Source organism: Acidisphaera sp. L21 (assembly GCF_009765685.1).
Taxonomy (GTDB): Bacteria; Pseudomonadota; Alphaproteobacteria; order Acetobacterales; family Acetobacteraceae; genus LMUY01.
Genome location: NZ_LMUY01000102.1, coordinates 73,850 through 85,404, shown reverse-complemented (window position 1 = coordinate 85,404; position 11,555 = coordinate 73,850). Strand labels below are relative to the sequence as shown.

The following is an 11,555-nucleotide window of genomic DNA, read 5'->3' as shown; positions in this document are numbered from 1 at the left end:
CACCCGGCGATTGAACTCCCGGTTCACCGCCCAGCGCTGGGACGCGGTGGTGCGCAATCGGACCCGCAGTGTCCAGGCCGTGTCGGTGAAGGCGTAGACCCCCATCACGTCCAGGTCGGAGGTGATGACGTCCTCCCACCGCGGCTCCGCCCGCATGGCTTTCGCCGCGGTGCGCAGCAGGTCGCTGATGGCATCCGGCTCCTCGTTCAACCCGATCGGCAGGTCGAACACGGCGTAGGCGAAATCCCGCGTCTGGTTGGTGACGGTGGTGACGGAGGAGAACGGGATGATGTGCACCGATCCGTCGATGGCACGCAGCCGGATGGTGCGGATCGAGAGGTATTCGACCGTGCCGCTCAACCCGCCCAGTGTCACCACGTCGCCAACCTGCATGGTGTTTTCCAGCAACAGGAACAACCCGGTGATGAGATCCTGCACCAGTTTCTGGGAGCCGAAGCCGATGGCGACGCCCAGCACGCCAGCACCGGCCAGCAAGGGCGCGATGTTCAGACCAATCTGGCTCAGAACGATGAGCCCGGTCACGATGAGGATCGCCACGAACAACCCCGTGCGCAGCATCGGCAGCAGGGTGCGCAGACGGGCCGCGCGGGCGGTCTGCGCCGCCCGGGTCAGGCTGGCGACCTTGTTTTCAACGCCGGCATTCGCGGCCTCCCACACCATCACGGCGACCAGGACGGCGATTCCGGAGGTGCCGAGCGCGGAAAGCAGCCGTTCCCCCAGGGCGCCGGCCGCGAACCAGCCAAGGGGGGCGAAACCCCATACCTCCAGCAATGCGACGAAGGTGGTGGCGGCGACGACGACGATCACCAGCACGCGCAGCGCCGGGTAGTAGTAGATCAAGCGCTGCTCCAACCCGGGGAAGCGGCTGGACGTGTCGGACCCGATGCGCAGGCTGCGGTCCAACCCGCCGAGCAGGACGATGGCGAGTAGACGGGCGACGATGCTGACGGCGACGGTGACGATGAAGAAGTGCAGCAGCCGTTCGTACCCGTCCCGGATCTCGGCCGCGGCGACCAGCCACAGGGCGACGATGTAGAAGATCGCGATCAAGTGCCAATTCGCGGCGAAGTGGTTCTGCAAGCTGGCCAGCAGGCCCTTCTTGTTCTTGCGGGCCCGCAAGCGGTGCGCCACGCCGTGGCGGGACTGCACCACCACGATGACCAGCATGACGTGCACCACCAGCGCCACCAGCTTGATGAGCACGTCGTAGGCCGAGCGATACAGCCCGAACAGTGACCCGACCTGCGCCGTCGCAAAGCCGAACACCGCCACGACGCTGATCCAGCGCACCCAGTTCTCGATGAACTCAGCCGCCTGGTCGTCACATTGAATCAGGCGTAGCCGGTGATCGGTTGGGGAGACGAAGCTACGGGTGATGCACATGATCACCCGGCAGACCACGTAGGCATCCACGATCGCCAGCACGACCAGCCGCGTGTTGGTGGTGACGCCGAGCGGCGTGGTGAGCATGGCGTGGCCAACGGCGGCGAACACCACGACGGGAATAAGGTCCAGGATCAAGGCGATCAGCACGAAGGGCAGCCGCCGCAGCATGCGCCAGGCGACGCTGAAGCCGGGGTGCTTACTGGCCTGGGCGGCCTGCTGGCCGTCCGGCAGGTCGGTGGCGACCGGCTCGTCGGCAGGGGCGCGGGCGGCCAACAGGCGCCGGGGACGGCGCAGCACGGCACGGGCCCCCCACTCCACCAACCAGGCCACCAACGCAATCACGACCAGGCGCCAGCCGGTTTCCAGCACCCGGGCGCGGGCGGCGGCATCGGTGGCAGTGCCCTCCACCCAGCGCCACAGCAGCGGCACGTCGCCGATGGCCTGGGACGTGGCCGAGAACTGGGCCGCCAATTCGCTGGCCCAGTGTGATCCGGCGACCAGCAATTGCGCCCCCACACTATCGGCGGCCAGCGGCACCACGGAGGGCTTGGCTGGTGCGGCGGCAGGATTGGCGCGCACCATATCCTGCAGTACCGCGGTGAACTGGGCCCGCGCCTTGTCGTCCTGCAGTACGTTCAACACGGCCTGCGCCTGGGCTGGGGTGAGCGTGGTGGCCGGGGGCGCAGCGGCCGGTGGAGCGCTCTGCGCGCCGACGTGGCTGGAGACGCAAAGCAGCAACAGGACCGCGATGAGGAAACGCATGGTCGCCTTCCCCCATACAAGGGACGCCCATGTCAACCGCGTGACACCGAACGGGGTGCACAAACGAGCGAGCGGCCCTATGTCATAATCCATGAAGATCGTTCTGACCGTGCTCGTCATCGGCCTGATGCTTGCCACGCTGGGCGTGCTGTTCGCCGGGCTATTGGGCCTGGCGCGCGGCGGCGGCGACCCGGCGCGGTCCAACCGGCTGATGCGGTGGCGCGTGTTGTTGCAGGCCGGCACGCTGCTGCTGTTCATGCTGCTGCTTCACCTGCTGAAATCATGAGGGCAGCCGCCCAATTTGTGAGCAGCCAACGGTTTGACACTGCGCATTGGCGCCTTCTAAGGTCTCCCGCATCAATCGCTGGTGACCCGGCCTGGGCCCTGCCCAACCGCCTGGCCTCGCGTCACACCAGCATCCCCCCGATCCAGGAAACGATGGCGCGTCTATGAAAATCCTCGTCCCAGTGAAGCGAGTGGTCGACTACAACGTCAAGGTTCGCGTCAAAGCGGACGGGACGGGGGTCGAGACCTCGGGCGTGAAAATGTCGATGAACCCGTTCGATGAGATCTCCATCGAAGAAGCCGTGCGCCTCAAGGAGAAGGGCGTCGCGACCGAGGTGATCGCGGTGTCCATGGGTGTGGCCGCCTGCGCCGAAACCATCCGCACCGCCTTGGCGATGGGTGCTGATCGCGGCATTCTCGTCGAATCGGCGGTGGAATTGCAGCCGCTGGCTGTCGCCAAGCTGATGAAGGCGCTGGTCGACAAGGAACAGCCGCAATTGGTGATCCTGGGCAAGCAGGCCATCGATGACGACATGAACGCCACCGGGCAGATGCTGGCCGCCCTGCTGGGCTGGCCGCAGGGCACTTTCGCCTCAAAAATCGAGATCTCGGGCGACGGCATTTCCGTTACGCGGGAGATCGATGGCGGGTTGGAGACACTGGCGCTGACACTGCCAGCGATCGTCACCTCCGATCTGCGGCTGAACGAGCCGCGCTATGCGTCGCTGCCGAACATCATGAAGGCGCGCAAGAAGCCGATCGAGACGATGAAGCCGGAGGATCTGGGCGTGGACCCGACGCCGCGGCTGACTTTGGTGAGCGTGGCCGAGCCGCCGAAGCGCCAGGCTGGCAAGAAGGTCGGCTCCGTCGCCGAGTTGGTTTCCAAACTCCGCACCGAAGCGAAGGTGATTTAGATGACCTCTCTCGTTCTGCTGGACTTCGAAGGGTCGGAGATCAAGCAGCCTTCGCGTAGCGCCGTGGCCGCCGCCCTGAAGTTGGGTGAGGTGCATGTGCTGGTCGCCGGGCACGGCATCGATGCCGCTGCGACGGCCGCGTCGCAATTGGCTGGGGTGACCAAGGTGCACAAGGCGGATAGCCCGGTGTACGACCACTCGCTCGCCGAGCCGCTGGCCGATCTGTTGGTGTCCATGGCCGGGCATCACGACCACCTGCTGGCTGCATCGACTGCGACCGGCAAGAACGTGATGCCGCGTGTGGCCGCCCTGCTGGACGTGCAGCCGATCAGCGACATTGCCGAGGTGATCGACGCCGACACTTTTATCCGGCCGATCTACGCGGGCAATGCGATGGCGACGGTGAAGTCATCGGACGCGAAGAAGGTCATCACGGTGCGTGCTGCCTCGTTCGACCCGGTGGAAGCGACTGGCGGCTCCGCCGTGATCGAGGACGTGGCAGCGACGGCTGCAAGCACGATGTCCAAATTCGTGTCCGCCGAGTTGTCGAAGTCCGAGCGGCCGGAACTGACGGCGGCGCGTATCGTCGTGTCCGGCGGGCGTGGCATGCAGAATGGCGACAATTTCAAGCTGATCGACCCGATTGCCGACAAGCTGGGCGCCGCCGTGGGTGCATCGCGCGCGGCCGTGGACGCCGGGTTCGTGCCGAACGACTACCAGGTGGGACAGACCGGCAAGATCGTGGCGCCGGACCTGTATGTCGCCATCGGTATCTCCGGCGCGATCCAGCATCTGGCCGGCATGAAGGACAGCAAGGTCATCGTCGCCATCAACAAGGATGAGGACGCGCCGATCTTCCAGGTCGCCGATTACGGCCTGGTGCAAGACCTGTTCACTGCCCTACCCGAATTGAAGGCGGAGTTGGAGAAGGCCTGATGGTCGCCGCTGTTACCCGCGTCGGGATCATTGGCGCGGGGCAGATGGGCAATGGCATCGGCCATATCTGCGCGCTTGCCGGCCTGCCCGTCATCCTGCTGGACGCCAAACAGGACGCGCTGGACAAGGCGCTGGGCGTCATGGCGAAGAACATGGATCGCCAGGTCGGGAAGGGCACCATCACGGCCGAGGCCAAGTTGGAGGCGCTGGGCCGCATCACCACCAGCACCGATTACGCCAAATTCGGCGAGTGCGACCTGGTGATCGAAGCGGCGACCGAGAAGGAAGACGTCAAAAAGGCGATCCTGCGCACGCTGGTTCCGCATCTGAACGCCGACTGCATCGTCGCGACCAATACCTCGTCCATCTCGATTACCCGGCTGGGGGCGGCGACGGATCGCCCCGGCAAATTCATCGGCATGCATTTCATGAACCCGGTGCCGGTGATGAAGCTGGTGGAGGTGATTCGCGGCATCGCCACGGACGAGGCGACGTTCCAGACCATCGAGGCGCTGGCGACCCGGCTGAACAAGGTGACGGCCGCGGCGGAGGATTTCCCTGCCTTCATCGTCAACCGGATCCTGGTGCCGATGATCAACGAGGCGGTCTACGCGCTGTATGAGGGCGTTGGCACCATCACCAGCATCGATGCGGCGATGAAGCTGGGCGCCAATCACCCAATGGGGCCGCTGGAACTGGGCGATTTCATCGGGTTGGATACCTGCCTGTCCATCATGCAGGTGCTATACGAGGGGCTGTCGGACAGTAAATACCGCCCCTGCCCGCTGCTGGTGAAGTATGTCGAGGCCGGGTGGGTCGGGCGTAAGGCGGGACGTGGTTTCTACGACTACGGCACCACGCCGCCCACGCCGACGCGGTAGCCTACGGCTTATACGGCAGGGTAGTGTCCCGGGTGATGAAGGTGGTGGCCTTCCCGCCCGGCGCCATCAGCCACACGCTGTAGCTGCCACCGGCTTCCATATTGTCCAGCATCACGTCTTCGGCGGCCGACCCGGTGCAGGTCGCGCGAACCATCGCCTTCACCGGGTTGACGCTGCGGGTCTTCACCGCGCCTGCCGCAACATCGGCGAACACGGCGGTGCCGGCTGGCGCCAGCGCGAGGGCGGCCGCGGCGCAGCCAGGCGTGGCGTTGTAGAAGGACAGACGGGCGCGGGCCTGGTTGAACTCCGCCCCATCCTTGACCAACACGGTCGATAATTTGCCGGCCGACTCCTCCACCAGCACGGTGTTGAAGCTGTCGGGCGCCACCGCCAGCGCGGCCGTCGCCGACTGTCCGGATTCCCGCACCTCCAGCGGCAGGGTGCGGCCAGCGACCTTCTCCACCACCGCGTAGGCGCTGACGCGGCTGGGCCCGGCAACGCCCAGGCTGCTGCTGGCCAGGAAGGCCGGGCGCACTTCCACCGGGGCGCCCGTGGTGTTGACGAACCGGACGAAAGCCGAACCGGGCGGGGGCTGGGCGCCGTACAGTGCCTCCTGCCCCAAGGCCGGGCCAGCGACTAGAACGAACAGCGGCGACAGCGCGGGCAGAGCGCGCTGCAGGCTTGGCCTCAAACCCCGAGCGCCTTTTTCAGGTCCGTGATGAAGGCGGTGGGCGACATCGCCGTCTGGCCCCAGGCGCCTGGGTTGCTCGCCGGGGTCTCCATATCCACCTCGGCGAAGTTCCAGATGATGAGCTTAGGCGGTGCCTTTTTGAACCCGTCGCTGTGGACGAAGTTCAGCATGTTGTACCACGGGCTAAACTGATGGACCTTCCATAGCAGCGCCACCGGGCGGCTCAGTCGCTCCGATACGACGTTGGCGAAGGCGTAGATCGGCTGCATGAAGCTGTTGCCGATGACGACGACGTCGGCCGTGTCGTCATCCAGCAGCCCGCCGCCGCCCGCGGCCTCCACCGGCTTGCGGACCATGTAGGTTTGATACGGATATTTCGCCTGGTCGGCGACGGGCAACAACGCCGCGAGGTCGTTACGCTCCTGCGTGACCGGAGTCGGCGCCGCAAGCTTCATGCCGGGCTTGGCGGAGGGTGGCAGATGCAGCTTTTCCTTGATGGCGTCGCCTACCAGGATGGCGGATAGCTCCGCACCCGGCGCCGTCCAATGCGTATCGGCCTTGAAGAACAGCAGGTCCGTCGTTTTCTTGCGGGCAGCCTCCAGGATCGTCGCCTGGTCGGGCACCAGCGTGCCGGGCTTGCGCAATTCCGCCAACGCCGTGTCGTAACGCTTCTCCGCATCGGGGGACCATTTGAAGTCCGCCGGCAGGAATTCGCGATAGATGCGGGATTTCGCCGGGGTGTAGGAGATCACCACTTCGACCTTGGCGGCCTTCAGCGCGGCCACGCCCTCGTTCACCATCTGGGCCGTGCTTCGCACCAGGTTCAGGTTGCTGCGGCGAACCTCATCGAAGGCCGGGAATAGCCAGCCATCCGAACCGATGACGCACATATTGACCATCGCCGCCCGCGCGGCCTGCCCTAGGGGAAGCGCCCCGGCGGCAGCACCTGCCAGGACTGCACGGCGGCCGAGGCGGGAAGGCCCACTAAACGTGACAATTGGTGCGTCAGCGGTCATTCATCCGGTCCGTCGAAGTTTACGCCCTACGATAGAGCACGTCTACTAACCGGTTGCGAACGTCAAGACTTGCTAACGGCGAGCGTAGCTCATCACGACGGTAGCGGCTTCGCTTTCGTCCATCCGGCGGGTCGAGAGCGACGGCTTGTTCCCCGGCTGCTGGGCGAACCACCCGTCATACAGCCCCTCCAGCAGGGCGCTGAGCCACTGACCAGCCGGTGTGCCGAGCGAGCCGATGCGGGGGAAATTGTTATGCACGATCCGCAACACGCGATCCGGCTCGGACAGGTGCAGCTCCACCTCACCCCAGCCGACCATCTGCAGCGCGTCATTCATTTCCATCTGCAACGACGCCAGCGAATTAACGGCGGGCAGCGGCATCATGCGCGACATGCGGCGACCGACGCCGCGCAGCATATCGTCGCGGTCGCCGGTGCCGGCCAGCGTATCAACTTCCTCCGCCAGGGCGCGGAGGAACAACCGCCATTGCACCACCGGTTGCTGCGTTCCCAGCGGGGCCTCGGACTCGTCCATTCTGGCCGCCTTCTTACAACGGGTCGTTGAAAACGTAGCGAGCATAAACCAGGCCGGTGCCCTCGGTGAAGTTGCCCGACCGGTCGAACCCGGCCCTCGCACCGATGTGCAGGTTGTCGGTCAACCGGTAGTCGACGTTCGCATGGGCACCGCCGGCCACGCCGGTGTCCTTGAACCCGCCGAAGCGGGTGGCGACGGCGCTGTTGGTGCTGGCCAACTGCTCTAGCGCGGACTGGCGCTGCGGGTCGTTGGGGAACACCAACTGGCTCTTGGCACGGAAGGTCTGCACGCCGACCGATCCGCCAACGCCGTAGCTCAGATCCGGGGTGACCTGTTCCTTGTAGTCGACCGGGAACAGGGCCGCGAAGAATTGCTGCGGGCTGAAGTAGCCGCCATTGCCCAGCGTGAAGTTGCCGAGGTTCTTGTCGAAGCCGAAATACACCAGGTTCGTGCCAACCCGGACTTCCTGCGTCGGCGTGGTCCAAACCGGTAGGCTGAACCCTGCCCCGGCCTCGACCTCGGTGTTGGACTTCACGTCCTCACCCACCAGCACGCCGCCACCGGCACCGGCATACCAGTTCACCGTGCCGGCATTGCCCTCCACCTGCACGTAACCGCGGTTGCGCGTCACGCCGCCCCAGTTCTTGCCAGTGAGCGGGTCTCGCTGGCCGGCGTAGGACAGCAAGCTGTCGGTGACAGACCGGCGCTCACCGGTGATGCGCAGGCTGATGTCGTTGGTGATCCGCGGCGTGAACTGCACACCGCCGATCAGCCGCTCTTCGCGGAAACCGAGCGGGGAGGAGCCGATATCGGCCGACACGAAGTCGTAGGCGTAGCCGACGTCCAGACCAGTGCCGACCGCCGTCTGGTCCTTGCTTTTACGGAACGTCTGGTTCGGCGCCAGCGGGTTGCTGCCGAATATCGCTTCGTTGCCGGCGGAGATCTTGCCGGAGAACAAAGCGGTCGGCGTGACCTGCACCTTCAACCGGCCATACCCGTTCGGCGAGAAGCTCGCCTCCAACGGTGCCTCCAGCGAGAAGAGTTGACCGGTGCCATCGTTACCGGACCGGCCACGGAAGACCAGCGAACCCTCCGCACGGGGGGCGACGTCTTCGGATACCTGCTCGATGTTCTTGTCGATGTCGGCCGTCAGCGGATCGACCGGCTGGCGGGGCGTGGCGTTGCCCCGCAGGCTGAGAATGCCATCGGAGGACGGCGACGCCGGCTCGTTCGGGGTCGGGGCGGAGGACGAGCGGAACGGGTTGCTGAAGCTGGTCGCACCCAGGTCCGAAGGCGTGTCCTGCGCGGCCGTGATCGGGGTGGCGGGCGGCGGCAGCGTGGTCGTCGGCTGCCGCACGGTGCGGCCGAACGGAGACGCATCGTCCAGGGTTGCCGGGTGCTGAACCTTCACCGTCTGCGTTTCGTCGAGCGGGGTTGGCGGCAGGTATTGCGCGTACCGTTCGTACTCACGCGTCACCGGCTCGGCATCGGCGATGACCAGCTGGGGCGCGGGTGACGCGTCGTTGGCGACGTTGTCCACCAGGTTTGCCGCATATTGACGATGCGGCAGCCAGTTTTCCGGCATCACGTCGGATGCGTCGGAGCTGTTGGTGGTCTGGATCTGCTTGGCGCGCAAATCCTTCGCGGTGCGAAGCGCGGACAGCGCCTCTCCGCTATGTCCCTGCATACGGGCGACTTGCGCCGCCGCCATCCAAGCCTGCGGCGAGTCGGAGAACTCCTCCTTCGTCTTGGCGGAGAGTTCGGCGGCGCGGCCTGTATCGCCGTTCGCAAGCCAGGCGCCGATCGCCGCGACGCGGACGTCCAGGCTGCTCGGGTTACGCTTCAGCAGCTCGTCGGTGATCGCGACGGCCTTGGCCGGTTGGCGATGCGCTTCGTATAGCCGGGCCAACGCCATGTTCAGGTCCGGGTTTTCCGGGTCGCGGGCCAGGCGGGGCGCCAGTTCGTCATAGGCGTCGGCGGTGGCGCCGCGGCCGGCGAGCTGGTCGGAGGAGAACACGGCCGCGTTGTCGCGAACGCCCGCCAGGTTGGTCCGATCGACCGGGCTCAGACCATCCTGCCGAAGCCCGGTGGTGACGGTCTGTGCATCTTTCGGATACCCGGCGGCGATCAGCATGCCGCCATAGGCGATGCGCTGCGCCGGGGCGGGCGGGCGGCTGGCGTTCAACGCGGTGCGGATCACTTCACGCGCCGCACGCTTGTCGCCGGCCTTGATCAGCTCCTGCGCGAAGGCGACGCCGCGGTTGCCGGTCGGGTCTGGCTTGCTGGCCAGCGCCAGCATCCGGCGCTCCATCCCGTCGACCCCGCCTTGCGCTTTGGCGTCGCGCACATCGTTGGCGACGTCGGCACGGACGGCGATGGTGCGCATGTCCGGCGTGCGGGCGGCGGGCGGCAGCTTGCCCACCAGCGAGTTGACCAATCCCCAATCTTGGGCGTTGTCGGCGTAATAGATGCCGGCACGAAGCTGGTCGGTGGTCGGCTTGGCCGAGGATGTGACCGGGGCCATCACCTGCCGGGCGTCGGCGGCATTGTTCTGCGACAGCAGGGCGCGCGCCAGTTCCAGCCGGGTCCAGGGGTTCGCGGGGTCGTCGGCGATGGCGGAGCGGTAGAGCTGGATGCGCTGCGCCGGGTCGTTGGTGGAGCGCGCCTGCTGCACCAGGACCGTGGCGCGCGAGCCAGTGCCGCCACCGGCGCCACCAGCGGGCACACCGGCGCGGGCTAGCAGCTTGCTTGCCTCATCCGATTTGCCTTCACGCTCCAGCACGCCGGCCAGGCCGGTCATGGCGGCAACGTTGCGCGGGGCACCGCGGAGCGCGGCACGATAGGACGCTTCCGCCTCGGACAGCTTGCCGGCGCGGGCCTGGATGTCGCCCAGTTGCAGGTAGTTGCCGTAATTCGGCTTGCTGCCCATCAAGCGGCGCAGCTTCGCCTCTGCCGCAGCGTATTCGCCACGCTTGGTCAGCGAGCCGACCTCGGCGTAATCGCGTCGGATCGCACGGGCGGATTCGCCGTTATCGCCGCCGCCACCGGTCGCGGCTGCATTGCCGCCAACCGCTGTCAGCAGTTCGTCCTTGCGATCCGGCGCCAGCGAGATCGCCTTGTCGATCAGACGGTTACCCTCAGCCACGCGACCTTGCTGCCTGCGGATCAGCGCCATCATCGTTAGCGAATCGACATCGTTCGGATTGAACGCCAGTGCGGCCTGGAAGTCCTTCTCCGCCTCAGCGGTGTGCTTGCCTTCCATCGCCTGATAGCCGGCCAGCCGCGAGCGCATCCCGACATCTGGAATGGTCTTGGTCAGTTCGCTCTTTTTGGCGTCGAGATCGGCGTCCGACGGATACTGCTTCAGATACGCGTCGAGCTGCGCCTGGGTGCGATCATCGTCGCTGGACCACAGCAGCGCCTGCCGCCACGAGCCCTGAACCTGCTGCCGGATGGATGGCAGTTGCGACAGCGCCGCCAGACGGTCCACACCATCGGCGCGGGTGCCCTCGTGATAGGTCAGCGCCTGGGCGAAGGCGAGTTGCGTGCGCAGATCCTGCGGGTTCGTACGCACCTGGGCGGCCAGCCCCTCGCGGGCGGTATCCCAGTTGCCCTCAACCGAGGCGAGCGTCTGGTAATACTCGGCAGCCAGGCTCGGCGGCGGCGTATCGCCCTTGAACGCGCGGCGATAGGCGGCCACGGCGTCGGCTGGCTTGCCGGCCTGCGCCAACTGGCGGGCCTGTGACAAGGCGCCGCTGTCCATCGGCCCGGCGCGCATCACCTGCTGGATGCTGTCGATCCGCGGATCATCCGGCCGTACGGCGCGCAGCTTGGCCAGCGCGGCTTGAGCAACCTGCTGGTTACCACGCTCGGCCGCGAATTGCGCCTGGGCGGCCAGCGCGTCCGGGTTGTTCGGATCCAGGGACAGGACGCGCCCCAACGCCTCGTCTGCACGCTGAGGCTGGTCCTTGCTGCGCCAGTAATTCGCCTGGTCGAGCAGAACCCGGATGGCATCTGCCGTACTCGCCTGCGTTGCAGGGGAGGCGGGCGCCTGGGCCTTGGCCGCCAACGGAATGACCGTCGCGGACGCAAGGAGGATCGCGCGGAAAGCCGGGGAATACAGTCTCAT

The 11,555-nt window shown here is 66.4% G+C and carries 9 protein-coding genes; 4 read left to right on the top strand and 5 right to left on the bottom strand.

All coding sequences use genetic code 11. From position 1 onward, the window contains the following. A partial coding sequence (locus GSQ76_RS20260) for a mechanosensitive ion channel domain-containing protein (protein WP_158745925.1) occupies positions 1 to 2,169 on the bottom strand: 2,169 nt, incomplete at its 3' end. Between the two features lie 91 nt (positions 2,170 to 2,260). On the opposite strand from GSQ76_RS20260, the gene GSQ76_RS20255 reads away from it, so the two are divergent. The 4 genes from GSQ76_RS20255 (at position 2,261) to GSQ76_RS20240 (ending at position 5,185) form a co-directional block, all read left to right on the top strand. After that, positions 2,261 to 2,455, top strand: a complete 195-nt coding sequence (locus GSQ76_RS20255) for a twin transmembrane helix small protein (RefSeq protein ID WP_158745924.1) — start codon at positions 2,261 to 2,263, stop codon at positions 2,453 to 2,455. A 163-nt stretch (positions 2,456 to 2,618) separates the two neighbouring features. Then, positions 2,619 to 3,368 carry an electron transfer flavoprotein subunit beta/FixA family protein gene (locus GSQ76_RS20250; protein WP_158745923.1) on the top strand — a complete coding sequence of 250 codons (750 nt, stop codon included), beginning with the start codon at positions 2,619 to 2,621 and terminating at the stop codon, positions 3,366 to 3,368. Beyond that, positions 3,369 to 4,304: an electron transfer flavoprotein subunit alpha/FixB family protein gene (locus GSQ76_RS20245; RefSeq protein WP_158745922.1), complete on the top strand. Its 936-nt coding sequence runs from the start codon at positions 3,369 to 3,371 to the stop codon at positions 4,302 to 4,304. Then, positions 4,304 to 5,185: a 3-hydroxybutyryl-CoA dehydrogenase gene (locus GSQ76_RS20240; RefSeq protein WP_158745921.1), complete on the top strand. Its 882-nt coding sequence runs from the start codon at positions 4,304 to 4,306 to the stop codon at positions 5,183 to 5,185. The genes GSQ76_RS20245 and GSQ76_RS20240 overlap by 1 nt, the downstream gene beginning before the upstream one ends. Before the next feature lies 1 nt (position 5,186). Here GSQ76_RS20240 and GSQ76_RS20235 read toward each other — a convergent pair whose 3' ends face one another. The 4 genes from GSQ76_RS20235 to GSQ76_RS20220 all read right to left on the bottom strand — a co-directional run bounded on the left by GSQ76_RS20235 (position 5,187) and on the right by GSQ76_RS20220 (position 11,555). Then, positions 5,187 to 5,876, bottom strand: coding sequence for an alginate O-acetyltransferase AlgF (locus tag GSQ76_RS20235; RefSeq protein ID WP_158745920.1), 690 nt, complete (start codon positions 5,874 to 5,876; stop codon positions 5,187 to 5,189). Continuing rightward, the gene (locus GSQ76_RS20230; RefSeq protein WP_158745919.1) at positions 5,873 to 6,892 is read right to left on the bottom strand and encodes an alginate O-acetyltransferase AlgX-related protein; all 1,020 of its coding nucleotides are present in this window, start codon (positions 6,890 to 6,892) and stop codon (positions 5,873 to 5,875) included. The genes GSQ76_RS20235 and GSQ76_RS20230 overlap by 4 nt, the downstream gene beginning before the upstream one ends. A gap of 72 nt (positions 6,893 to 6,964) precedes the next feature. After that, a complete protein-coding gene (bcsD, locus tag GSQ76_RS20225; RefSeq protein ID WP_158745918.1) occupies positions 6,965 to 7,426 on the bottom strand; it encodes a cellulose biosynthesis protein BcsD in 462 nt (153 codons plus the stop codon). 13 nt (positions 7,427 to 7,439) lie between these two features. Then, entirely contained in the window at positions 7,440 to 11,555 is a 4,116-nt protein-coding gene (locus GSQ76_RS20220; RefSeq protein ID WP_158745917.1) for a cellulose biosynthesis protein BcsC, read from the bottom strand.

Bases quoted from the DNA above. Each gene is read 5' to 3' on its own strand.
- GSQ76_RS20245 (WP_158745922.1), top strand. From the start codon at position 3,369: ATGACCTCTCTCGTTCTGCTGGACTTCGAAGGGTCGGAGATCAAGCAG.
- GSQ76_RS20220 (WP_158745917.1), bottom strand. From the start codon at position 11,555: ATGAGACTGTATTCCCCGGCTTTCCGCGCGATCCTCCTTGCGTCCGCG.
- bcsD (WP_158745918.1), bottom strand. From the start codon at position 7,426: ATGGACGAGTCCGAGGCCCCGCTGGGAACGCAGCAACCGGTGGTGCAA.
- GSQ76_RS20230 (WP_158745919.1), bottom strand. From the start codon at position 6,892: ATGACCGCTGACGCACCAATTGTCACGTTTAGTGGGCCTTCCCGCCTC.
- GSQ76_RS20255 (WP_158745924.1), top strand. From the start codon at position 2,261: ATGAAGATCGTTCTGACCGTGCTCGTCATCGGCCTGATGCTTGCCACG.
- GSQ76_RS20250 (WP_158745923.1), top strand. From the start codon at position 2,619: ATGAAAATCCTCGTCCCAGTGAAGCGAGTGGTCGACTACAACGTCAAG.
- GSQ76_RS20240 (WP_158745921.1), top strand. From the start codon at position 4,304: ATGGTCGCCGCTGTTACCCGCGTCGGGATCATTGGCGCGGGGCAGATG.